Consider the following 25,928-nt stretch of genomic DNA (forward strand, 5'->3'; position numbering starts at 1 on the left):
ATTTTCGCTCGCAGTAGCAGAATTCCCACACCCTATAAGAATATATTTTAAATTCTAATTAATATAATATATCCTACATCAAAAATGTTACCCTAACTTAAACACAAATTAAGCAGATTTAAATAACAACATTTTTAATTACATTCAAAAACGTCACTACCAATTATTGAATTACACCTAAAGCACAAATAAAATACGCAAACTAAAAATAAAAAGATCAATAAAAACAAGCCAGTAAGAAAATAAACACATAATCCACATCAATAAATTAATGCCCTCTTTACGACTTACCCCTTTATTTACGAAAGCTTAATTTGCACATTCACCGTTTTCTGGCTATATCATTTTTATATCCTCAAAACCAATTCCTTTATTAATTACAGGGTTTTATAAGGCAAAAATACGCATAGCAAACATTCTGTCTGATAAGTAATTACATTCGCTCTGATGTTGCCACTCTGAATCCTGGCGGGCATCGTTCGCTCTAAAAAAGACGGTGAGTGCTGTTTAATAAACAGTAACTCCGCCGGGGGCGCCCTTTACCTTCTCCAGAGATGGCTCGTCTTGCTCGTCGTTCACGATAACTCTGCTGGAGTAATACCTAAATGAGCCAAATCTCTGTTATATCAAAACTCACTGGCGTGGAAACGACTACGGAAGGCACACAGGTTACGCTGAGCCATTCCTCTATCGTTGAGCTTCATGTAGAGCGAGCCGATGTCTCCCACTTCGCGCGAAGTGGCAACGATCTGGTGGTGACCCTGCACTCAGGGGAAGTGATCACCCTTAAAAACTTCTACGTCACCGACGCGCAAGGCGTGAGCCAGCTGGTGCTCCAGGAGAGTGACGGTGCGCTATGGTGGATTGAAGATCCAACCGGAGCCGCTACGTACGAATCCATCGCCTCTACGGACGCGTTGCTGGCCGCATCCGGAAGCGATGCCGGTGGAGCCGCCATCTGGCCATGGGCACTGGGCGGCATTGTTGCAGCAGGCGGTATCGCTGCGGCAGCAAGCTCCGGCGGTGGCGGAGGGGGAGACGACGACGATGGAGGTAACAGCAGCCCTACCCCCAATACGCCGGTCGATCCAACCAACCCGGATACAACACCGCCGAACGCGCCATCCAGCCTTCAGTTCTCGTCGGACGGTAAAAGCGTCACCGGTACCGCCGAGCCCGGCAGTACTATCACGCTGAAAGACGCGAACGGCAACGTCATTGGCACCGGGCAAACCGGCAGTGACGGCAACATTACCGTGTCTCTCGGCACTCCGCTGACCAACGGCGAACAGGTGACAGCCACCGCGACGGATGCGGCCGGGAATACCAGCCAGGGCACAACGATTACGGCGCCGGATCTCACCGCACCCGATGCCCCGACCATCGGCAGCGTGACGGACGATGTTGATCCTCAAACGGGGTCGGTCACAAACGGCGGCAGCACCAACGATCCACGTCCGCAGCTCAGCGGCACCGCGGAGGCGGGCTCCACCGTGACCATCTATGACGGCGGAGTCGCGATTGGCACAGCGCTCGTCGCCAGCAACGGCACCTGGACATTTACCCCGTCAGCTGACCTGACTGAAAGTACCCACCAGATTACCGTGCGGGCAACCGACGCCGCCGGCAACCTCGGACCGGCCTCCCCGGTATTTACCCTCACCGTTGATTTTACCCCGCCGACCACGCCAACCGCGATTGTGCTGACCGACGACACGGGTGCGATCAGAGGAACCATAACCGCGGGCACGCCTACCGACGCTTCAAAGCCGATCCTGGCGGGAACGGGCGAGCCCGGTGGAACAATCACTATCTACGATAACGGTGTGGCGATTGGAACCACGACGGTACTGCCGAACGGCACCTGGAGCGTCACGCCGAGCGGCCCGCTCCCGGACGGGACGCACACGATAACCGTCGTTGAAACCGATGCAGCCGGAAACCAGAGTGCGGCCTCGGAGCCTATCATCTTCACCGTGGACACCACGCCGCCGCTGGCCCCCGGTGACCTCGTCGTTTCGAATGATGGCGGCACCATCACCGGCACCGCGGAACCTGGCAGCACGGTAACCATCCGTGAAGGCGACGCTATCCTTGGCACCCCGGTGGCCGACAGCGAGGGCAACTTTAGCCTGACGCTGACCCCGCCTAAGCTCAACGGCGAAATCCTGACCGCAGACGCCACCGACGCTGCCGGCAACACGGGGCCAGCAACCTCCGCAGCGGCGCCGGATGTCACCCCACCGCAGGCGCCGGTTATCGTGTCGGTGATTGACGACGTGCTGAACACAACCGGTCCCGTGGAGCAGAATGGGCTGACCAACGACCGGGCGCCGACCCTGAACGGCACGGGCGAACCCGGTTCGACCATCACGATTTTCAACGGCAGCGATATCATCGGCACGGTGGACGTCCCCTCATCCGGCCTGTGGAGCTTTACGCCGCCCTCACCGCTGGCCGATGGTACGTACGTGCTGACGGCAACCGCAACAGATGCCGCCGGTAACCCGAGCGGACAATCGAACGCTTGGACCATTATCGTCGACGGGACGGCGCCAGCCGCCCCGGTCATTACGCAGGTGGTTGACGATGTTCCCGAACGTACCGGCTCGCTCGACCTCAATGAGACCACCAATGATTCAACCCCGACGCTCAGCGGTACCGCCGCAGCAAATGCCACGGTGACCATTCGTGTGGACGGGGTTGATATTGGTACGACCGTCGCCGATGGCCTCGGCGCGTGGAGTTTTACTCCGGACATCCCCATCGCCGAGGGTCCCCATACCCTGACCGCCGTCGCGACCGACGCGGCAGGCAACATTAGCGACGTTTCCAACAGCTGGGGCATCACCATTGACAGCGTGGCCCCGGATGCGCCGGTCATTACCCAGGTAGTGGATGATGTGCCAGAGCGCCTCGGCGCGCTCAATCCTGGCGACAGCACCAACGACACCACGCCGACGATCAACGGCACCGCTGAGCCGGGCTCAACCGTCACCATTCGCCAGGACGGCGTCGATCTCATCACAGTCCCGGTCGACAGCAACGGCACGTGGTCCTTTACCCCCGCCACGCCGCTTGGCAACGGCACGTATACCTTTACCGCTGTTACCACCGACGGAGCGGGTAATACCAGCCCGGCGTCAGGCGGCTTTACCCTGACCGTCGATACCACGCCGCCAGCGGCGGCTACTATCGCCACCGTTACCGATGACGTCGGCGGTGTTAACGGGCCGCTCACCAGCGGCGACACCACCGACGACACCCAGCCGCAGCTGCAGGGCACCGCGCCGGCAGATACGGTAATCACCGTCTATGACGGCACCACCCTGCTCGGCACCGCGACCCTCGACGGCAGCGGCGGCTGGAGCTTTACCCCCGTTATCCCGCTTACCGACGGCCCGCACACGCTGACGGTGCATGCCACGGATGCCGCGGGCAATACCACCATCTCAACGCCGTTTGAACTGACGGTGGATACCGTCGCGCCTGCCACGCCGGATATCCCGGCAATCACCGTCAATCCTGACGGCACAGAAACGCCGCTGAACCCGGGAGAAACCACCCGCGACACCACGCCGACCCTGAGCGGTTCCGGCAATCCGGGCGATACCGTGACGATCTACAACGGTGGCGTCAAGCTTGATGACGTGCTCGTGGACGGCAACGGCAACTGGACCTGGACGCCAGCCACCCCGCTGCCTAACGGCACCTATGACATTACCCTGACCGTCACCAACATGGACGGCACGGGCAACGAAAGCGCCCCGTCCCAGCCGGTCACCATCACCATTGACACCGATGCGCCAGTCGCACCTGCAGCACCGGTGATTACCGACAGCGTCAGCCAGATAACCGGCCCCGTTCCCGATGGTGGAACCACCAACGATCCGCGCCCGGTCCTCAGCGGCACCGGTACGGCGAACGATGTTATTAACATTACTGACACCGTCAACGGCACTCCGACCGTCGTGGGCACCGTCACGGTAGACAGCAACGGCAACTGGAGCTGGCGTCCTGACAGTAATATTGGGGAAGGTACCCACGTCTACACCGCCACCGCCACCGATGAGGCGGGCAACGTCTCTGACGCTTCGCCGGCGATTACGATTACCGTGGATACCGTAGCACCGGATGTCCCGGTATTTGATGCCGTCGGGGGCCAGCCGAATGGAGGCTTAATCACCGATGCGACGCCAACCGTCGGAGGAACCGGCACGACTGGCGACACGGTCATCGTCTACAACAACGGCGTTGAGTTGGGCCGTGTCGAGGTCGTTAACGGAGAATGGAGCTTTGTGCTGCCAACACAGGCGGATGGCCTGCTGAACATCACCGTTGCGGGCGTAGACGCGGCGGGTAACGTCAGCGCGCTGAGTCCGATCATTAGCGTTACGCTCGATACCGTTGCGCCTGAGATCCCCGTCATTAGCGCCGTCGATAACAGCCTGCTGTCCAACAACGTGCTGTATACGAACGACGGCACGCCGACCCTTACCGGCACCGGTGAACCAGGCGCTACCGTTATCGTCTCCGTAGACGGCGCGCCATCTGCCGTGCCGGTCACCGTGCAGCCGGATGGCACCTGGAGCTGGACTGCCGACGCGACGCTGGCGGAGGGTCCGCATACCTTCACCGTCTCCTCCAGCGATCCGGCGGGTAACCTCTCAGGCAGTTCAGCGCCGCTGAGCGTGACGGTCGATACCGTCGCCCCGGCCAATCCGGGCAACATGAGCCTGCCTGAGACAGGCACACCGCTGACCGGTACCGGCGAAGAGGGAAGTACCATTACCGTTAAGGACAGCGGTGGCACTGTCATTGGCACCGGCGTTGTTGGCAGCGATGGCAGCTTCTCCATTGCGCTGAGCCCGGCGCAGCTGGATCCAACCACGCTGACCGTGACCGCCACGGACGCCGCAGGCAATCCAAGCGCCGATGTGCCTTTTATCGTCACCGACTCGCAGCTTGAGCTGCCGCAGGTGCCCGTCATCACGGCAATCGTCGATGACGTGGACCCGGTCACCGGCGATGTGAAAGGCAAAACCACCAACGACACCACGCCTACGCTTACCGGTACGGCCGAAGCGGGCAGCGTGATTACTATCTATCAGGACGGTAGCACGACGCCATTGACAACGGTGACCGCCGACGGCAGCGGCAACTGGAGCTATACGCCAGCCGCGCTTGGTGAAGGGCTGCATACCTTCGAGGTGACCGCGACCCTCAACGGTGCCACCAGCGGCCGCTCTCCGGCGGCCAGCGTGACCATCGATCTTACCGCCCCGGGTACGCCAACCATTGGCTCGGTCATTGACGACGTGGGTCCTGTCACCGGTCCGCTGACCAACGGCCAGACCACCAACGACAGCCAGCCGACCCTCACCGGCACCGGCGCGGTGGGTGATACCATCTCCATCTACAACAACGGCGTGCTGCTGGACAGCGTGATGGTCGGTAATACCGGCACCTGGAGCTACACCACGCCCGTCCTGCCGGAAGGCAGTAATGTTCTGACCATCCGCGAGACCGATCCGGCAGGAAATCAGAGCGGTCCTTCGGCGGACTTCACCCTCGTGGTGGATACCCTTTCCACTACGCCGGTCATCACCAGCGTAACGGATAATGTGGACAATGATGCCACCCCGATAGCCAGCGGCAGCGAAACGAACGACGCCACGCCAACTCTTACAGGGACCGCGGACGCGAACAGCGTGGTGACCATTTTCGATGGCGCTACCCAGATTGGCGTGGTTACGGCGGATGGCACCGGCGCGTGGAGCTTTACGCCAGAGACCGCACTCGTCGAAGGCTCGCACAGCTTCACCGTCCTGGCGACCGACCCGCAGGGCAACGTCAGCGAAGCCTCAGCCCCATGGAGCGTGGTGGTTGACCTCACGGCGCCGACGGTTCCAACGCTGGATACGGTGAGTGATAACGTCCCTGGCGGCGTCACGGGCAACCTCACCAGCGGGCAGGCAACCAACGACAACACCCCAACGATTAGCGGCACCGGACAGGCAGGCAGCACTATCCACATCCTGAATAACGGTACGCAGATTGGTACGGCGACCGTCGACGGAACCGGTAACTGGTCCTTCACCCCGACCGCGCCGCTGGACGACGGCAGCTACTCCCTGCGCGCGTACGCAACGGATGCCGCGGGCAACGCCTCGGCTAACTCGTCGGTCTTCGCCTTCACCGTCGATACCGCAGGCCCCGGTGTGCCGCTGGTGACCAGCGTGATTGACGATGTCGCACCGACCACGGGAACGCTCACGTCGGGTAACAGCACCAACGACGCGCGTCCGACCTTCAACGGCACGGCCGACGTAGGTTCTACAGTGCACGTGATTGTTGATGGCAACGAAATTGGCACCGCCGTGGTCAACGCCCAGGGCAGCTGGACCTTCACACCGGGTACCGATCTGCCCGACGGACCGCATGCCATCACCTTCAATGCCACCGACGCGGCGGGCAACGCGGGTACGGCAACGGCACCGTTTAACCTGACGGTGGATACGGGCGTGCCGTCTGCGCCGGTCATTTCAGCCGCGGCAGATAACGTGGGCAGTATTCAAACCCCGCTTACTTCCGGGCAGAGCACCGACGACACCACGCCAACGCTGAGCGGCACCGCGACGGCCAACGCCACGGTCACTATCTACGAAAACGGTCAGCCAGTCGGCACCGCGCTGGCAGACGGTACCGGCGCATGGAGCTTTACGCCGTCCGCACCGCTGGCCGCAGGCAGCCACACCTGGACCGCCACGGTGACCGATGCCGCCGGGAACGTTAGCCCCGCCTCGCCGGGCTTTACGCTGGTTGTCGATATCACGGCACCCACCGCGCCGGTTATCAGCCAGGCGATTGACGATGTGGGGACCATTACCGGTCCAATCACATCCGGGCAGACGACCGACGACACCGTACCGCGGCTGGTTGGCACCAGCGAACCGTTTGCCACCGTGAATATCTATGAGGGAACCACGCTGGTCGGAACGGGCACCGCAGACGGCAGCGGCAGCTGGAGTATCTTACTCAATACCACGCTGACAGAAGGTGCGCACAGCTTCACCGCGCAGGCCACGGATGCCGCAGGCAACACCAGCGCGTCGTCAGCCAGCTTCAGCCTGACGATTGATACCACGCCGCCAGCGCTGCCGGTGCTCACCAGCATCCTCGATGATGTCGGCAATGCGGCAACGCCGATAGCAGACGGTGGAACAACCAACGACGCGCAGCCAACCCTCAGCGGTACGGCAGAAGCGGGTTCTACGGTGAAAATCTTCGATAACGGCGTGCAGATTGGCAGCGTAACGGCCACCGGCGGGGCATGGAGCTTTACGCCTTCCCCGGCGCTGGGCAACGGCTCGCACAATTTGACCTTTACCACCACCGATGCCGCAGGCAACGCCAGCGCGCCAACCGCCGGGTATACCATTAACGTTGATACCCTTGCTCCGGCCGCGCCGGTCATTAGCTCGGTAGTTGATGATGTGGGCAGCGTCATCGGACCGGTAACCGGCACCACTCCGACCAACGATACGCGCCCAACGCTGAGCGGGACTGCCGAAGCGAACGCGACGGTGCGGATCTACGATGGCATCACGCTGGTGGGCACCGTCACCGCCGATGCCAACGGCAACTGGACGCTGCCAGAAACCACCACGCTGACGCAAGGCACCCATAACTTCACCGCCACGGCCACCGATGCCGCAGGCAATACCAGCCCGGCATCGGCCGTGACGACGGTGATCGTCGATCTTACCGCCCCAACGGCCCCGACAGGGACCTTTAACGCCGACGGTAGCGTATTAACCGGGAATGCTGAAGCAGGCAGTACCGTCACGATCCGTCTCCCGGACGGTTCAACGGTAACGACCACAGCGGGCAGCAACGGCACGTACAGCTACACCTTCGTTAACAAGCAGACAGAAGGCCAGACGCTGCAAATCACCGCCACCGACGCGGCGGGCAACGTCTCGCAGCCCGGCTCGGCGCTCGCGCCGGTGGTGCCGCTCTCCGCCAGCAATAACGTCGAAGAGCTGGAGCTCAGCACCACGGCCACCGTCACCAACAGCCAGTACAGCGACTACGGCTTCCTGCTGGTTGGCGCCGTGGGCAACGTCCTGACGCTGCTCGGTAATGACTCCGCTCAGGTGAACTTCACCGTGGGCAGCGGCGGCAGCGCGGACATCGTCGTGAACGCCAACGCCACGGGGGCCGTGCTCTCTCTGCTCAACACCCTTGAGCTGGTGGTACAGCGCTTTGACACCGTTAACAACACATGGACTACCGTAGTCGATACCGGACAGCCGCAGTTTGCCGACCTGCTGACCCTGGGGGCAACAGGCGTTTCGCTGAACCTGACCGGGCTGGCGGACGGCAACTACCGCGTGCTGAGCTATAACACCAACCTGCTGGCAACCGGCTCCTACACCAGCCTTGACGTGGCGGTGAAAGAGACCGGGCCGGGCACCGTTACGGGCGATACCAGCCTCGGCGGTAACGTGATCACCGACGTTGACCCAACCGCAGGCAGCGACAACGCTCCGGCAGGGGCAACGGTCACGGCCGTCACTAACGCCCAGGGTGTCACCACCAGCGTCACTGCCGACGGCACGGTGATCCAGGGTCAGTACGGTACGCTGACCATTAACCGCGACGGCAGTTACACCTACGATCTGACCAACACCAGCGCATCGGTGATTGGCCGGACGGAGAGCTTCAGCTACACCATCACCCATAACGGCGTCAGCGCGTCGGCGAACCTGGTGCTGTCGCTGGGCAGCGGTACCGCCACCAGCGGTATTGTCGCGGTTGACGATACGAACTCGCTGACTTTCGATACCACCGTCAACGCGATTGACAACGGTACGTCGTCCCAGGGCGGCTTTACCCTGGTGGGGATCAATCTCGGCAACACGCTGGGGCTGAACCTGCTGGACGATATGACCAACCCCATCATCTATAACGTGGAGGAAGGCACTACCCGCACCATGACCATCCAGGCTTCCGTTGGCGGCGTGGCCCTGGCATCGGTGTTCGACCTGTACATCTACAAGTTCAACAACGCGACGCAGACCTTCGAGCAGATGCGCGTTGAACCAGGCTGGCTGCGCGCGCCGCTGCTGGGCGGCACCTCGCCTCAGCTGACGCTGCAGCTGCCGGCCGGTGAGTACCTGTTCCTGCTGAATACGGCTGCGGGGATCACCGCCCTGACGGCCTACACGCTGGACGTGCTGCAGGATCATGTCTACAGCGTGGCGAGCGTCAGCGCGAGCACTACCGGGGACGTTCTGTCGGATGATATTGCGCCAGTCGGCACGCTGGTGACGGAGGTTAACGGCGTAGCGGTGAACAGCAGCGGTCTGACGAACATTACCGGCGAGTACGGTACGCTGAGCATCAACGCGGCCGGGGAGTACACCTACACCCTGAATAGCGGCGTTGGCGTTGACCACATCAGCACCCCGGATACCTTCGTCTACACCATTACCGCGCCGGATGGCACGAAAGACACGGCTTCGCTCAACATCACCCCAACCGCGCAGCCGATGGATGCGGTGAATGATGTCAGCACCGCGATGGACGTGACGTCGGTACACCATACCGCCGCGTACTCGGATACAACCGTCGGGTCGGCGAGCTGGAACGCCGCGCTGCTCACTTCAACCCAGGGCTCCGGCTCAGGCACCTTCGTGGTGGATGCCAATACCGCGCTGCACAACGTGGTGCTGTCGTTTAACGTCGCCTCGTTGCTGACGCTGACAGGGTTGACGGTTGACTGGACGCTGACCAACGGCGCCACCACCGTCAGAACCGGCTCGTTCAACGGCGGGCTGCTGCTGGGCGGCACGGCAACGGTCAACCTGACGGGTCTCGACCTGGAGGCGGGGACCTACACCCTGAGCTATACCGGCAGAATGGGGCCGCTGGGAGTAGGAAATATCACCATCACCCCAAACGTCACCGGCACCAGCTACTCGCTGTCGCAGTTCGACGCCACGGGCACCCACACCGTTGACGGCAACATTTTCGACGGCACCGGTTCCGCAGGGACGATGGACCAGCTGCACTCGGTGGATACTCGCGTGAGCATTACCGGCTACGACGGCGTTACCACTACGCTGGATCCCTACACCGGCAGCACGCTGTCGAGCATCACGGGTCACTACGGCACGCTGGCGATTGCCGCAGACGGCAGTTACACCTATACGCTCAACCCGGGGATATCGCTCTCTACCATTACCACGAAGGAGGTCTTTAACTACACCCTGACCGATGCCAACGGCACCACGGACACCGCGTCACTGACCATCGACATGGCGCCGAAATTTATCAGTTCGGAGCATAACGATGTGATTAGCGGTACGGCCTACGGCGACACGCTGATTTATCAGGTGCTGAACAGCACGGCGGGCAACGCTACGGGGGGCAACATCACCAGCGCCGGCGGCGACCACTGGACGAACTTCTCCCTGGCACAGGGAGACAAGATCGACATTGGCGACCTGCTGGTGGGCTGGGACGGTAATACCGCCTCGCTGGGGAGTTATATCAATGTCACGCAAAGCGGTAGCAACACTGTGATCTCCATCGACCGTGACGGCGCAGGGAGCACCTACACTAATACTGCACTCGTTACGCTTGATAACGTCCAGACCACGTACGACGAGCTTGTGAACCAGCAACACATCATTACCTGATAGCACCTGCACGAGATGACCCGGGCGCGCACAGCGCCCGGGCATAAATAATAAAGCTGTACTTTTTTATTAGGGACAAGACATGGGAATAAAGATGCCTCACTGGTGGCTCTCGTGCTGCCTGATATCTGTACCCGCCATCGCGGCAAACCCGGCGGCAACCATCAATACCGGACAACTCCGCGAAACGCAGGAACTCCCCTCACTGAATGGCCGCGTCGCCCCGGTGGCAGGCAAAGCCGCTCCCGGTTCACTACAGCTTGGCGAAGCCGTTAATCGCGCCGTCACCTGGCATCCGGCAATCGCTGAAGCCGTGGGCAAACTTTACGAGCAGAACGAAGAGGTCGACGTCGCCAAATCGAAATACTATCCGCAGATTAACGCCGGCATGGACAACGGGTATTCCCACGACGGCGATCAGAACGGCTTTACGCCGTCGCTGGTGCTCTCTCTTTCGCAAATGCTCTACGACTTCGGCAAAGTGGCCAGCCAGGTGCGGGCCGAAAACGCCGGAGTCGCCCAGCAGCAGGCCAACGTGCTGGTCAGCATCGACACCATCGCTCACGATACCGCCATCGCCATGGTGCAGGTGCAAACTCTGCAGCAGATGGTCGACACCGCCAAAGAGCAGCTCGACGCCCTCTCCTCAATCGGCAAGCTGACCCGCCTGCGTAACGACGAAGGGGCCACCTCGCTCTCTGACGTGGTGCAGACCGACGCGCGCATTGAAGGGGCACGCGCCCAGCTGATGCAGTATCAGGCCAGCCTCGACAGCGCCCGCGCCACGCTGATGAGCTTTCTCGGCTGGAACAGCCTGAATGATATCAGCAATGATTTTCCACAGAAGCTGGCCCGCAGCTGCGATATCGCCGAGCCGGACGATCGCCTGGTGCCTGCGGTCCTCGCCGCCTGGGCACAGGCGAACGTCGCGCAGGCTAACCTCGACTACGCCGACGCGCAGATGACGCCAACCGTCTCGCTGGAGCCGGAGGTTCGTCATTACCTGAACGATCGCTACGCGGGTAACGAAACGCGGGATCGCACCCAGTATTCCGCCTGGGTGAAAGTCCAGATGCCGCTCTATCAGGGCGGCGGGCTCACCGCCCGACGTAACGCCGCCGGACACGCGGTGGAGGCGGCGCAGTCGACCATTCAGCGTACGCGCCTCGATGTGCGCCAGAAGCTACTGGAGGCCCGCAGTCAGGTCATGAGCCTGCAAAGCACGCTGCAAATTCAGGGCCGCCAGGAGGCACTCAGCGCCCGCACCCGCGAGCTCTATCAGCAACAATATCTCGATCTCGGCTCGCGACCCCTGCTGGACGTGCTTAACGCCGAGCAGGAGGTCTATCAGGCACGCTTTACCCAGCAGCAGACCCTCGGTCAGCTGCACCAGCTGCAGCTCAACTGCCTCTATAACACCGGGCAATTGCGTCATGCGTTCGATCTTGATAACCGCACCATCCAGACCGTGGAGATCCAGCCATGAAGCAACGCGACATCCCTCAGGGGGAAACGATGACGGATGAGGCCCTGGCGCAGTGGGCGCAGGCGTTTGGCTTTGTTGCCACGCGCTACCGCGTCGCCTGTTCGCCCGGCGCACTGATCGCAGGCGCACCGTGGCTGAAAGGCAAACCGATGGTGCCCGCGCTGACTCAGCTTGCCCGTGAAGCCGGGCTAACGTTCCAGCTGCTGACGGCCGATCAGCAGTCGATCAACAGCTGGCGTCTGCCGGTGGTGGTGGCGCTGAGCGACGGAAAAATCGGCGTGATCGAGAATTTCGACGGTGAGGACACGCTTGAGGTCAGCTTTTTCGACGACAAGACGTACACCAACCGCCTGTCGATGAGCGCGATGTTACCCGCCATCCGCCACGTTATCGCCCTGCGTCCGCTGGCGGCGCTGAAGGACAGCCGCGTGGACGCCTACATCTCAAAATACCGCCCGGACTGGCTCTACCGGCTGGTGATGCGCGACCTGCGCCCCTACAGCTGGGTGATGCTGGCGGCGCTGTTTATCAACGTGCTCTCCCTCTCCGGCATTGTCTTTTCCATGCAGGTGTATGACCGGGTGATCCCCGCCCAGTCCTACCCGACGCTCTACGTGCTGACCATCGGAGTGCTGATCGCCACCCTGTTTGGCTTTGTGCTGCGCGTCGCGCGCGGGCACATTATGGATCTGCTGGGTAAGCGATCGGATCTGCGCGTCTCGGATCGTGTGTTTAGTCACGCCCTGCGGCTGCGCCACAGCGCCATTCCGCGCTCCACCGGCAGCTTTATCTCCCAGCTGCGCGAGCTGGAGCAGATCCGCGAGATGGTCACCTCCTCCACCATCTCGACGATTGTCGATCTGCCCTTCTTCTTCCTGTTTGTGGTAGTGCTGGCGATCATCGCGCCGCAGCTGGCGTGGATCGCCCCGGTGGCGGCTGTGATCATGGTCCTGCCCGGCCTGCTGCTGCAAAAGAAGCTGGCGGAGCTGGCGAAGCAGTCGGCCCATGAATCGACCCTGCGCAACGCGGTGCTGGTGGAGAGCGTGCAGGGGCTGGAGGACATCAAGCTGATGCAGGCGGAGAACCGCTTTTTGCAGCAGTGGAACAGCTATATCCAGATTACCGCGGAATCCGGGCTGCGCACCCGCGAGCTGACGCAGAACCTGATCAGCTGGGGAATGACCGTCCAGAGCCTGGTCTACGCCGCCGTGATCGTGGTCGGCGCGCCGATGGTGATCGACGGCACCTTAACCACCGGTTCGGTGGTGGCCGCCTCAATGCTGGCCTCGCGGATGATCGCGCCGATGGCGACGCTGTGTGGGGTGCTGGCACGCTGGCAGCAGGTAAAGGCCGCCAAAGAGGGGCTGGACAGCATTATGCAGCTGCCGACCGAGAACCAGCGCGAAGAGACGCCGATCCGCCAGGACGTGCTGCGCGGACACTATCTCTTCGAGCAGGCGCAGTTCCGCTACCACCCGGAAGATCCGCGCATGGCGCTGCGCATTAACCGCCTGGAGATCAGGCCGGGCGAGAAAGTCGCGATCCTCGGGCGCAACGGCGCGGGCAAATCCACCCTGCTGCAGGCGATGGCGGGCGGAATGGATCTGGCAGGCGGCGAACTGCGGCTCGACAACCTCAGCCTGCCGCATCTCGACGTGGCGGACGTGCGGCGCAACGTCGGCTTTATGACCCAGAACGCGCGGCTGTTTTACGGCACCCTGCGCGAGAACATCACCCTCGGCATGCCGCGCGCCACCGACGAAGAGATTTTCGAGGTGCTGGAGATGTGCGGTGCGGCCAGCTTTGTGCTGAAGCTGCCGAAGGGGCTGGACTACCCGATTATGGAGAACGGCGTGGGGCTGTCCGGCGGGCAGCGGCAGTCGATTCTGCTGGCGCGGATGCTGCTGCGCGATCCGAATATCGTGCTGATGGACGAGCCGACCGCCTCCCTTGATGAACACACCGAGCGGGAATTTATCCAGCGCCTGGGAGCATGGCTCGGCAACCGGACGCTGGTCGTCGCCACCCACCGCGTGCCGGTGCTGGAGCTGGTGGAGCGCGTGGTCGTGCTGAAAGATGGGATGCTGGTCATGGACGCGCCAAAGGCGCAGGCGCTGAACAACAGCCGCATGCAGCAGCAACAGCAGGCAGCAACCGGACGGGAGTGGAAAAATGAAAATCAGTCAGCGTGACGTGGCCGCGATGGACGATCTGGATAATGCGCTCGACTCCGAAAGCGGCTATTCCGGCGCGCGGCGGATCGTGATCTTCTCGCTGCTGATGTTTGTGGCGCTGGGCGTCTGGGCGTGGTTTGGGATGCTGGATGAAGTCTCAACGGGAACCGGAAAAGTGATCCCCAGCTCGCGCGAGCAGGTGTTGCAGTCGCTGGATGGGGGGATCCTCACCGAGCTGAACGTTCACGAGGGCGATCAGGTGCAGGCCGGACAGGTGCTGGCACGGCTGGATCCGACGCGTTCCGAATCGAACGTCGGCGAAAGCGCTGCGCGCTACCGTGCGTCGCTGGCCTCCAGCGCCCGTCTGTACGCCGAGGTAAACGATCTGCCGCTGAAGTTCCCGCCTTCGCTGGAGAAATGGACCGAACTGACCGCCGCCGAAACGCGGCTCTACAACTCGCGCCGCACGCAGCTGGAGGACACGCAACGTGAACTGCGTTCAGCATTAGATCTCGCAAACAAAGAGCTGGCGATCACCCAGCGGCTGGTAAAAACCGGTGCCGCCAGCCACGTGGAAGTGCTGCGCCTGCAGCGGCAGAAAAGCGACCTGGAGCTGAAGCTCACCGACGTGCGTTCCCAGTATTACGTTCAGGCGCGCGAGGCGTTATCCAAGGCCAACGCCGAGGTGGATATGGTCTCGGCGATCCTGAAAGGCCGCGAGGATTCCGTCACCCGCCTGACGGTAAAATCCCCGGTGCGCGGGATCGTGAAAAACATTAAAGTCACCACCATCGGCGGGGTGATCCCGCCCAACGGCGAGCTGATGGAGATTGTGCCGGTAGACGATCACCTGCTGATTGAAACCCGGCTCTCGCCGCGCGATATCGCCTTTATCCACCCGAACCAGGAGGCGCTGGTGAAGATCACCGCCTACGATTACGCCATCTACGGCGGGCTGCACGGGGTGGTGGAGACCATTTCGCCGGACACCATCCAGGACGAGGCCAAGCCGGAGGTGTTTTATTACCGCGTATTTATCCGCACCAGCCAGGATTACCTGGTGAATAAGGCGGGCAGGCACTTCTCAATCGTGCCGGGGATGATTGCCACGGTGGACATCAAGACCGGGGAGAAAACGGTGCTGGATTATCTGATCAAGCCGTTTAATCGGGCGAAAGAGGCGCTGAGGGAGCGGTGATGAAACGCCTTACATCATTTTCTGAAGCCGCCTCGCAGGATTTAACTTCTTCTGGGTAGCCTGCTTTTTATTAGGGTTAATCGGGCGTATGTTCCTTCCACGCCAGCAAAATCTGGCGTCGGGATTGGCATCCCGGTTAAACTTAATGGCGGCGTGAGCTCTTGTTGCGCCGTGCGTCTGGCTACATTTCAATGGTGGGCTGGACGGGGGCGTCGCAAGACGCGCCGGTGTCCATTAAGGCCGGTAATGCCAACTCCGTTCAGTCCTGCCACCCGGGAAATTGGCATTTCTCTGGCAGGGTCTTAATCACTTAATGGAAACTGTCATATGACCACCAGTAACGCACTTTTCACGACCCCCTTCGGCCACAATACCGACTTCACTGAACTTGCCGACAACTGCCAACGCTATTGCGAAGCATTGGTGGAAGAGACCGATCCTGCAAGAAAAATAGCGCTCTGCGGTCGTCTTGCATCGACCCTCGCCCTGCTTCGCCCGATGCTGCTGGAGCCGCTCCCTGAGCACTTACAGGAACGTCTTACCGTCGATGTGTTCCCCGAATGTGAACCTGCATTCAACGCTGAATCCGATCAGCTCTGTCGCTACTGCGAGGAAATTACGCAACTGTTGCTGGGGGGCGCGCTCGCCCCTGAATCCGCTCGTGTGATGGGAGATTTACTCTTTGAACTGACGGGATATTTTGCTGACCAGCTAAAAGCCCCGCGCTGGCTGAGAACAGAGGCTGGCGTCGCGTTGCTGGGTTGACATGGTTTTCTCCCTCTCCCTGTGGGAGAGGGTCGGGGTGAGGGCATCAAACCGCACTCATTTTATATTTATAAACAGGACGTTAATTATGAATAACCAGGAAAAACTACGCATCTCAACCACACCAGGCGAAGTATTGAATTCTGGCTGAATCTGCAGCAAAACGCAGAAAACCAAGGAGCGAGAATCGAGCACCTCTAACATAATCATCCCCCCAATCTGCTAAAGTAGCCCAAACTCATTTTTCAGGAAGAAATCATGCGCCAACGAACCATTGTCTGCCCCATCATCCAGAACGACGGTGCCTATCTGCTGTGCAAAATGGCCAACGATCGCGGCGTGTTCCCCGGCCAGTGGGCTCTCTCCGGCGGCGGAATGGAGCCGGGCGAAACCATGGAACAGGCGTTGCGCCGTGAGATCCGCGAAGAGCTGGGCGAAGCGCTGGAGATCGCTTCGATCACGCCATGGGCTTTTCGCGATGACATCAGAGTGAAAACCTACGCCGATGGCACCACTGAGGAGATTTACATGATCTATCTGATCTTCGACTGCATCAGTGCCAACCGAGCAGTCACGTTTAATGAAGAGTTTCAGGAGATCGCCTGGGTTAATCCGGAATCGTTAAAAGAGCTTGATCTCAACGAAGCCACGCGCATTACCTTCGCCCAAAAGGGCCTTCTTTAATTGCCCACTGCCCCGGCGTTTTACCGGTCCATGCTCTGAAAACCTCAATAAATGCGCTGACGCTGCTGTAGCCGCATGACAGCGCAATCCATCCCACCGGCTTCCCCGCCGCCAGCCACTCCATTGCCTGCATGACGCGCGCCAGCTGCCGCCAGTTGACGAAGTTCATTCCCGTCTGGGCGCTAAACCGACGGTTAAACGTACGTACGCTCATCCCGGCATGGCTGGCATGACTCTCGACCGTCTGATTATCATCGACAAACTGCAGCAAGCGGCTGACCACGTTCTTCAGACGCGGATCCGTCGGCACGGGCAGAGAAAAGTGAACCAGGGGCGTCATGGCAAGCTCATCCAGCAGTAAAGTCAGCTTTCGCGGATCGTACTCGCTCCCTGCACCACATACACGGGAAAACAGTGCATGGGTGAGATCGTCCGGCTCGAACAGCGCGGGAGCATCGGGAAGCATTGCACAGCAAGCAGGGTCAAGATAGATAGCGCAGCCTTCAATCGCGCTTTCAGAGAAGGCGGCGTGCTGTTGGCCCGGCGGGATCCAGCCGATATGTTGTGCCGGCACGACCGAGCGCGCCTGCTGCGTCTCAATGACCAGCAGCCCCGTTGCAATGCGCCACAACTGGCCGGAGCCATGGCTGTGCCACGGCGTTCGGTACCCGCCGGGATGAAGGAGCACTTCAATACTGATCATACCATTTTGGCCGAAAATCGTTATTTATCGACGTATTACAGAAACTGCGTCTTCAGCTGTCAAGGATAATGTTGATTCAACCATTTGAGGAGCCCGCATGAGCATTATCACATCCCTGGTAGCCCACCCTGACAACACCGCGCAGCGCAAGGAAATGGCTAGCCTGTTAACCAACTTATTCAAAGGCGATGTCGATCCGGCAGAGCTTTTTACGCCCGATTACCAGCAATTTACGGACGGTCACGCGCTTGATTATCAGGGTTTTGTGCAGCACCTGAACCACGTTCGATCGCAGATCCGCGAGATAGCATTCAGGGTAGAGGAGTTCGCCTGTCACGATGGTCTTTTGGCAGACCGGCACTGGGTTACCGTGACGTATCCGGATGGTCGGCAGGCAGAGATTGAGGTGTATATGTTTGCCGCACTGCGAGAAGGAAAAATTTGTCGTATCCACGAGGTCACGCTGGTGATTGGCGGAGAGGCATCAGACCGCGCACTCGCCCACGCCACGCAATAAGCTCACCCTAAACGCGAACGGCGCATAACAGCCTCTGCCGTTATGCGCCTCCTCTTACAGCGAGATCTTCAGGCGTCGAACCGCTTCTTTCAGCTGCTCATCCGTTGGGGTGACGAATGACATACGCAGCGTTGTCTGGTCCGGTTCGTTGCAGTAGAAGAACTCACCCGGTACAAAAACCACACCGTTGCTCAAGGTTTTTTCCAGCCATTTCGTCGTATTCATGCCGTTGTTCATTTTCGCCCACAGGAACATGCCGCCCTTCGGTTTGTGGAACGACATCACATCGCCCAGCTCGGCTTCCAGTTCCGTTGCGAACGTCTGGTATTTCTGGCGATAGGCCTCGCGGATCATTTTAATCTGGTTCGCCAGACGCCCGGTTTTCAGGTACTCGTAGGTCATCAGCTGCGACAGCGTGCTGGTGTGCAGATCGGTGGTTTGCTTCAGGTTCACCACCGCGCGCTTCAGCCACTCCGGCACCAGTACCCAGCCCACGCGGGTGCCCGGCGCGAGGATTTTGGAGAAGGTAGAGGTGTACACCACGTTATCTTCATTGCCGATATCTTTCGCATGGGCAATCAGCGGGCGGAATACGTCGTCGGTGTAGTTAATTTCGCTGTACGGATCGTCTTCGATAATCACGAAATCATAGCGCTTCGAAAGTTCCACCAGCTGTTTGCGACGCGCTTCAGAAAGCGTTACGCCGCCAGGGTTACCAAAAGTTGGAACGATATAAACCGCCTTGATGGTTTTCTTTGCCACCAGTGCTTCAAGCTCATCGACCTTCATGCCGTCGCCGTCGGTACCGACGGATTCAAAACTGGCCTGCGCCAGGCCAAAGACCTGCAGCGCGGCGAGATAGGTTGGACGTTCAACGACAACCGTATCGCCAGGATTGATCAACGCACGCGCCAGCACATCCAGAGATTGTTGAGAGCCGGAAGTAATGACCACGTCATCGGCCTTACAGGCGATGCCGCGCCCTTCGCAGATGCGTTTAATTTCTTCGCGCAGCCCCGGTACGCCTTCCGTCAGGCCATACTGGAACGCCTCGCCAAAATTCTGCGACAACACGGCATCGGCGGCGATTTTAAGCCCTTCGCGATCGAAGAGGTCCGGGTTGGGAATACCGCCGCCCAGCGAAATCACGCCCGCCATTTTGCTATGTTTTAATAATTCACGGATGGCGGATGATTGCAGGCCCTGCGCGCTGCTGGCGAGTTTGTTTGCAGACATTCTTTGATTACCTTCTTTTTTTATATTGTGCCCAATCTTAGCAGAATATGAGCAATAAATTCCGTTAGCTTAGGGAGGGGGCGTAAATCCTGACGCCACAGTAAATGCACCGGCCTCGGCGCGGGCGTGAACGGCTCCAGCACCCGTATCAGCCTGCCGCTTGCCAGCTCTTCCGCCACCAGCACCTCCGGTTGCAGCAGCAGCCCCGCCCCGGCTCGCGCCGCCATGCGTAGCCCGTAGCCGTCGTTACACCGTAAGACGGCATCCCGCTTCCAGCGCACCTCCCCTTCCACGCCCAGCAGCCGCCACTCGTTGCGCGCGGTCCACACCGTGTGCGACAGACAAAGATGATCCACCAGATCGGCAGGCGTCTGCGGCGTGCCGTGACGCGCTAAATAGTCCGGCGCGGCGCAGATAACCATGTTGTAGGGGCACAGGTATTTCGCCACCAGATCGTCATTGCGGATGTCGCCAATGCGGATGGCCAGATCGACCCCCTCCTCTACCAGATCGACCATTCGATTGGTGAGATCCAGTTCGATGCGCACCTCCGGGTAGCGCTGCAAAAATGTGGCGGTCAAAGGCGCGACAACGCAGCCGCCAAACGACGTGGGTGCCGTGACGCGCAGGGTTCCGGCGGGTGTGGCGCGCAGCCGTTCAACCGCGCTTTCGGCAATCGAGACCTGCTCCAGCACCCGCCTGGCCTCGTCGAAATAAACGCGTCCGGCGTCGGTCAGGCTCTGGCGACGGGTATTGCGCTCCAGCAGCCGCGTACCGAGCTGCGATTCCAGCAGCGCAATATACTTCCCCACCATGACCGCCGACATCTCCAGCCGGGACGCCGCCCCGGTAAAGCTGCCGCTTTCCACTACCGCAATGAACGTCTCCATCCCGCGAAGCTTATCCATATTCCGAACCTCTGGTTAGCAATCATCTAACTTTAGCCCAGTTTATCTGACTTTTTATTTATTAAAGAATGAGGGCTCACAACATAAGGAGTCTGCTATGAAAATCGTCATTATTGGTGCCAGCGGTACTGTCGGGCGTGCCGTAACCGAAGAATTAAGCCGTCGTCACGAGGTCATCCGCGTCGGTCGCACGCAGGGCGACTATCAGGTGGATATCACCTCGCAGGCGAGTGTACAGGCGCTGTTTGAGAAAATCGGCCCGGTGGATGCGATTGTCTCCGCAAGCGGTGGCCTCTACTTTGGCCCGCTCGCGACCATGAAAGACAGCGACTTCAACCAGGGCCTGCAGGATAAGCTGCTGGGGCAGGTGCGTCTGGCGCTGACCGGCCAGCATTATTTGAACGAAGGCGGCTCGATTACGCTGATAAGCGGGATTGTGGCGCACGAGCCGATTGCGCAGGGCGTGAATGCCACCACGGTGAACGCGGCGCTGGAAGGGTTTGTCCGCGCCGCAGCCTGCGAACTGCCGCGCGGGATCCGCATCAACCTGATTAGCCCAACGGTACTGACGGAGTCCGCCGAAGCGTATGACGGGTTCTTCCCCGGCTTTGAAAGCGTTCCCGCCGCGACCGTGGCGCAGGCCTACCGCCGCAGCGTGGAAGGGGTGCAGAGCGGGCGGGTGTATAAAGTCGGTTATTGATCCTTACGGGCGGCGATCAGCACCAGCATCGGGCGCTCCGCCTCTTCGGCCAATGCAGGCCAGGCGTCAATCTGCGCCTGCGTTGGCCCCCACTCATTAACTTCGCTTATCGTTAACCCCGCTTTGATCAGTGCGTTAAGCGTGGTGCCCAGCGTGCGGTGGTATTTAATCACCCCGTCCGCCAGCCAGTTGCTGACGCGCTGGCTCTCGTCCTGATAGCGGTTCACCCCCCAGAACCGCTCGCCGCGGTCGTCGGTCAGCCAGCCCTGACGGGAAGCGCAGGTGTATATCGGGTGCTCCATCGAAAAGACCAGGCTACCGCCGGGTTTGAGCGCGCGCTGAACGTTGGCGAATAGCGTGTCCAGCTCCGGCAGGTAGTGCAGCGCCAGCGAGCTGTAGACCAGATCGAGGCTATTCGCTTTCAGCGCCAGAGATTCCAGATCGCTACGCTGATAGTGAATCCGGTTGTCATCAGTCAGTTCAGCCGCGCGGGCGAGCATTTTTTCTGAAATATCAACACCCGTGACGTCAGACGCGCCCAGCTCGCGTGCTGCGCGACAGAACCATCCGTAGCCGCAGCCGAGATCGACAACCGATTTACCGGTTAAATCTGGCAGCATTGCCTTGAGCGCGGGCCACTCCGGCGCGCCGTCCAGGCCCTGAACCGAGCGCGGAAGCTGGGCATAGCCTTCAAAAAATGCCGGGTTGTCGTAGATGTTTTGTGCCATGACGGACTCCTTTATCGCAACAGTGGCGAGGGTAAAGCACCCCTCGCCCGTTGACAACGTATCCGTCTTATAAATCAAAGCCTGCGACGGATTTTCTCCACCATAGCTGTGGCTGAGATCCCATAGCGGTCATGGAGGGTGGGCAGCGCGCCCGCATCCAGGAACGCGTCCGGCAGCGCGACGGTATCGAAATCCACGTTAACGCGGTTGCGCATCAACAGAGACGCGACAGCCTCGCAAAGCCCGCCCACGCTGCTGTGGTTTTCCGCCACAATCACCAGCCGTCCCGGCTTCGCAGCCTGCGCCAGGATCGTCTCTTCGTCCAGCGGCTTAATGGTGGGCGAGTGCAGCACCGCCACACTGACGTTATCTTTACGCAGCTGCTTCGCCGCCTCCAGCGCGCGCATGGTCATCAGCCCAGAGGCGATGATCAGGACGTCGCGCCCTTCTTCCAGCAGCACGGCTTTGCCAATCTTAAACTGGTAGTTGTACTGGTCCAGCACCACTGGCACCTTGCCACGCAGCAGCCGCATATACACCGGGCCATCGTGCGCTGCCATCGCCGGCACCGCCTGTTCGGTGTCGATTGCGTCACAGGGATCGATAATCGTCATGCCCGGAATACCGCGCATAATCGCAATATCTTCCGTCGCCTGGTGGCTCGGCCCGTAACCGGTGGTTAGCCCCGGCAGCGCCGCGCAGATCTTCACGTTCAGGTGCTCTTCAGCGATCACCTGATGGATAAAATCGTAGGCGCGGCGGGTGGCGAAGACGGCATAGGTGGTGGCGAAAGGAATAAAACCCTCTTTCGCCATGCCGCCCGCGGCCCCCATTAACAGCTGCTCGGCCATGCCCATCTGAAAGAAGCGTTCCGGGTAGGCCTGAGCGAAAATATGCAGATCGGTGTACTTCGACAGATCCGCCGTCATGCCGACGACCTCCGGTCGCTGTTCCGCCAGCTTCACCAGCGCGTGGCCGAACGGTGCAGCTCGCGTCTCCTGGCCCTCTTCCGCGATAGAGGCAATCATCGCCGACGTGGTTAAACGCGGTTTTTTCTCCGTGGTCTGGCTCATTACAACACTCCTTCAGGTTTGTTGGCATCCAGCACGGCGAGTGCCTTTTGCCACTCGTCAGCATCCACGCGAATAAAATGGTTCTTGTCACGCTTTTCGAGGAACGGCACGCCCTTGCCCATCAGCGTGTCGCACAAAATGACGCGCGGCTGGTTTTCCGGGTAGCGTTTGGCGTTATCAAACGCCGTTACCAGTGAAGGGACATCGTTGCCGTTGACGCGCTGCACGTACCAGCCGAAGGAGGTCCATTTATCCTCCAGCGGCTCAAAGCCGAGGATCGCATGCGAGTTGCCATCCGCCTGCTGGCGGTTAATGTCCACCAGCACGATCAGGTTCGACAGGCCGTGATGTGCCGCCGACATCGCCGCTTCCCAGGTTGACCCTTCGTCCAGCTCGCCGTCCGACATGGAGTTAACGACCCATGCCGCGCTCTGCTTGCGCTTCAGCCCCAGCGCCATGCCAACGCCAATGCTTAAGCCCTGCCCCAGCGAACCACCGGAGATCTCCATGCCCGGCGTGTAGGTTGCCATGCCGGACATCGGCAGGCGGCTGTCGTCCGCGCCGTAGGTCTCCAGCTCCTCTTCAGGAACGATCCCCGCTTCAATCAGGGCGGCGTAACAGGCAATGGCGTAGTGGCCGTGAGAGAGCAAAAAACGGTCACGCCCCTCCCATTCCGGCTCGCCCGGCTTAAGGTTCATCCCGTGGGCAAACGCGGTGGCCAGCACATCGGCATAGCCCAGCGCCTGCCCGATGTAGCCCTGCCCCTGCACTTCGCCCATGCGCAGCGCGTAGCGGCGAATGCGCCAGGCCGCGGCGACAACCTGTTGAACTGTAGTATCCGTCATCGTCGTGTCTCCTTAATGGATCAGCATCCCGCCGTTCACGTCGAGCGTGATACCGGTGGAGTAAGAAGAGAGGTCGCTTCCGAGGAACAGCGCGGCGCGGGCAATATCCTGCGCGTCGCCGAGGCGGTTAAGCGGAATGCCCGCCAGAATGGACGTTTTCATCTCATCGCTCAGCTTGCCTGCGGTAATGTCCGTCTGGATAAGCCCCGGCGTGATGCAGTTTACGCGCACATTGTCGGGCCCCAGCTCACGCGCCATGGCTTTTGCCAGCCCCAGCACGCCCGCTTTTGCAGCGCTGTAGTGTGGGCCGCCAAAGATGCCGCCACCGCGCTGGGCCGATACCGATGAAATGCAGACGATGCTGCCCGACTTTTGTGCGCGCATAGTGGGAATAACCGCCTGGGACATTAGCAACGTGCCGCGCAGGCTGACGTCAAGCACCGCATCGTAATTTTCGCGTTTGATATCCATCAGCTTGATCGGCTGAGTAATGCCGGCGTTATTCACCAGAATATCGATGCGCCCGTATTTCCCCAGCACCTGCTCAATGGCGGCATTAACCTGTAATTCATTGCTGACGTTCGCCGCAAGGCCCAGATGCTGGTCGCCCAGGCTCGCGGCGGCAGCCCGGCTGGCTTCAGCGTTTAAATCGATAATCACCACTTTCGCACCCTGTTCGGCATATAATTTCGCCGTAGCGAAACCCAAACCGCGTACGGAAGCCGCGCCGGTAATAACGGCGACTTTATTTTTCAGTAGCATATATTTACTCCATTCGGACAAGAGAGATTTAATGTTTTATTTCGGCTCTTCCAGCAGCATGATCATAATTAAGCCAATAGCTGCGCAAATACCGAAATAAACAAACACGGAATTAAAACTGCCTGTTTTATCCAGCAGATAACCTGCCAGCATTGGGGAAACAAATCCGCCGAGATTACCGCCGCTATTGATAATGGACGCGGCAATCGGATAGGTTTTACTGTCCGCAACAGCCATCCCATAAGCCGTAAAAGCGGGCCAGCCGATATTCAGACAGAGGCCGACAAAAAATAGCCCGACGCAAACCGCCGCGGTGCTTTGCGGAATATTCAGCATAATAACCATCATTAATACGGTGCTGATGGCGGTAAACATCATGGTCGGCTTACGTCGGCGGCCGAGCAGCTTGTCGGAGACGTAACCGCCAAAAATCGCACCGATAAATCCGCCGATGCACGGCATGCTGGCGACCAGCCCCATGCTCATAAACGTAAAGCCTTTCTCTTTCACCAGATAGAGCGGGATCCACGTCAACAGTCCGTACAGCACGCTGACCATCATAAAATAGGCCAGGCAGTCACCGAGAATATTCTTCGACGTAAACAGCCCTTTCACCGTGCTTACCGGGGCTAATTCCCGCACGCGGATCAGCCGGTCAAGGCGTGCAAATCCCGGTGAAATCACGATGTTTTCCCGTCCGGCGTCCGGGGTCTCCTGACCGGCGGTAATGGTCTCCAGCTCCGCTTTCGAGACGAATGCGCTCTCGGACGGCTTGGTGCGTACCAGCAGATACCACAGGACGGCAATGACCAGACCGGGGATCGCAAAGGAGAAGAAGACCCAGCGCCAGCCCCAGGTCATGGCGATCCACACTGCCAGCGGCGGCACGAGGATGGGCGCGAACATGGTGGCGGCGATGTAGACGCCCGTGGCCGTGGCCTTCTCCTTTGGCGGAAACCAGTTATTGATGGTGGAGGCCAGCCCGACCGGGCACGGCCCCTCTGTTAACCCCAGCCCCAGGCGGATACACTTCAGGCCCTGAACCGAGGTTGCGGTGCCCATCAGCCAGGTAAAGGCAGAGAAGCCGAATATCGACAGTGCCACCATGCCGCGAATTCCCTTTTTGGCAATAAAAAAGCCCGCAGGAATTTGGCTCAGGGCGTATCCCAAAAAAAACATGCTGGCGATGGCACCGGCTTCGAAATTATTGATATGAAATTCGTCAATGATAAACGGCAGTACCGCACCAATATTTGTTCGGTCAGCATAATTAATGGCATAAACAATAAAAATTAATGCCAGCACAACGAAACGGTAATTGGTTTTTTTAGTCTTTATGTAGGGGACAGCTTGTTCTATACGAGACATAACTTACCTCATTATTCGAACACCGTGAGTCGTTTTATTATTGCGTTCAACGTCAATATATCGGCTCACCCA

At 59.8% G+C, this 25,928-nt stretch carries 17 protein-coding genes; 9 read left to right on the forward strand and 8 right to left on the reverse strand.

The annotated features are described in order from the left end of the window. Positions 1–605 precede the first annotated feature (605 nt). The 7 genes from HBM95_17775 (at position 606) to nudI (ending at position 17,016) form a co-directional block, all read left to right on the forward strand. Positions 606–10,709, forward strand: coding sequence for a BapA prefix-like domain-containing protein (locus HBM95_17775; GenBank protein ID NIH44762.1), 10,104 nt, complete (start codon positions 606–608; stop codon positions 10,707–10,709). An 82-nt stretch (positions 10,710–10,791) separates the two neighbouring features. Next, entirely contained in the window at positions 10,792–12,195 is a 1,404-nt protein-coding gene (locus HBM95_17780; protein ID NIH44763.1) for a TolC family outer membrane protein, read from the forward strand. Beyond that, a complete protein-coding gene (locus HBM95_17785; protein ID NIH44764.1) occupies positions 12,192–14,387 on the forward strand; it encodes a type I secretion system permease/ATPase in 2,196 nt (731 codons plus the stop codon). Before HBM95_17780 ends, HBM95_17785 begins: the two co-directional genes overlap by 4 nt. 10 nt (positions 14,388–14,397) lie before the next feature. Then, entirely contained in the window at positions 14,398–15,567 is a 1,170-nt protein-coding gene (locus tag HBM95_17790) for an HlyD family efflux transporter periplasmic adaptor subunit (protein ID NIH44765.1), read from the forward strand. A gap of 161 nt (positions 15,568–15,728) precedes the next feature. Next, positions 15,729–15,881 (forward strand): ash family protein, encoded by a 153-nt coding sequence (locus tag HBM95_17795; protein NIH44766.1) that lies wholly within the window; start codon positions 15,729–15,731, stop codon positions 15,879–15,881. A gap of 13 nt (positions 15,882–15,894) precedes the next feature. After that, complete coding sequence (locus HBM95_17800; GenBank protein NIH44767.1) at positions 15,895–16,332, forward strand: hypothetical protein; 438 nt, start codon at positions 15,895–15,897, stop codon at positions 16,330–16,332. Between the two features lie 258 nt (positions 16,333–16,590). Further along, a complete protein-coding gene (gene nudI, locus HBM95_17805; GenBank protein NIH44768.1) occupies positions 16,591–17,016 on the forward strand; it encodes a nucleoside triphosphatase NudI in 426 nt (141 codons plus the stop codon). Here nudI and HBM95_17810 read toward each other — a convergent pair. Continuing rightward, positions 16,988–17,719, reverse strand: a complete 732-nt coding sequence (locus tag HBM95_17810; GenBank protein NIH44769.1) for an AraC family transcriptional regulator — start codon at positions 17,717–17,719, stop codon at positions 16,988–16,990. The genes nudI and HBM95_17810 overlap by 29 nt on opposite strands. A 97-nt stretch (positions 17,720–17,816) precedes the next feature. On the opposite strand from HBM95_17810, the gene HBM95_17815 reads away from it, so the two are divergent. Beyond that, positions 17,817–18,236 carry a nuclear transport factor 2 family protein gene (locus HBM95_17815; protein NIH44770.1) on the forward strand — a complete coding sequence of 140 codons (420 nt, stop codon included), beginning with the start codon at positions 17,817–17,819 and terminating at the stop codon, positions 18,234–18,236. Between the two features lie 54 nt (positions 18,237–18,290). Here the strand turns inward: HBM95_17815 and HBM95_17820 are convergent, their stop codons facing one another. Together HBM95_17820 and HBM95_17825 are read right to left on the reverse strand one after the other, a co-directional pair. Further along, positions 18,291–19,472, reverse strand: coding sequence for a PLP-dependent aminotransferase family protein (locus HBM95_17820; GenBank protein ID NIH44771.1), 1,182 nt, complete (start codon positions 19,470–19,472; stop codon positions 18,291–18,293). A 20-nt stretch (positions 19,473–19,492) separates the two neighbouring features. Further along, complete coding sequence (locus HBM95_17825) at positions 19,493–20,380, reverse strand: LysR family transcriptional regulator (protein NIH44772.1); 888 nt, start codon at positions 20,378–20,380, stop codon at positions 19,493–19,495. Between the two features lie 97 nt (positions 20,381–20,477). On the opposite strand from HBM95_17825, the gene HBM95_17830 reads away from it, so the two are divergent. Beyond that, a complete protein-coding gene (locus tag HBM95_17830; GenBank protein NIH44773.1) occupies positions 20,478–21,080 on the forward strand; it encodes a short chain dehydrogenase in 603 nt (200 codons plus the stop codon). Here HBM95_17830 and HBM95_17835 read toward each other — a convergent pair. The 5 genes from HBM95_17835 to HBM95_17855 form a co-directional block, all read right to left on the reverse strand. Next, positions 21,074–21,808 carry a class I SAM-dependent methyltransferase gene (locus HBM95_17835; GenBank protein ID NIH44774.1) on the reverse strand — a complete coding sequence of 245 codons (735 nt, stop codon included), beginning with the start codon at positions 21,806–21,808 and terminating at the stop codon, positions 21,074–21,076. The genes HBM95_17830 and HBM95_17835 overlap by 7 nt on opposite strands. Positions 21,809–21,882: 74 nt before the next feature. Continuing rightward, positions 21,883–22,881: a transketolase family protein gene (locus HBM95_17840; GenBank protein ID NIH44775.1), complete on the reverse strand. Its 999-nt coding sequence runs from the start codon at positions 22,879–22,881 to the stop codon at positions 21,883–21,885. Next, positions 22,881–23,726 carry a transketolase gene (locus HBM95_17845; protein ID NIH44776.1) on the reverse strand — a complete coding sequence of 282 codons (846 nt, stop codon included), beginning with the start codon at positions 23,724–23,726 and terminating at the stop codon, positions 22,881–22,883. The genes HBM95_17840 and HBM95_17845 overlap by 1 nt, the downstream gene beginning before the upstream one ends. 12 nt (positions 23,727–23,738) lie before the next feature. Beyond that, entirely contained in the window at positions 23,739–24,488 is a 750-nt protein-coding gene (locus HBM95_17850; protein NIH44777.1) for a glucose 1-dehydrogenase, read from the reverse strand. 36 nt (positions 24,489–24,524) lie between these two features. Beyond that, on the reverse strand, positions 24,525–25,856 hold the full coding sequence (locus HBM95_17855; GenBank protein NIH44778.1) for an MFS transporter: 1,332 nt from the start codon (positions 25,854–25,856) through the stop codon (positions 24,525–24,527). Positions 25,857–25,928: the final 72 nt, after the last annotated feature.

Source organism: Enterobacter asburiae (genome assembly GCA_011754535.1).
Classification (GTDB): Bacteria; Pseudomonadota; Gammaproteobacteria; order Enterobacterales; family Enterobacteriaceae; genus Enterobacter; species Enterobacter cloacae_N.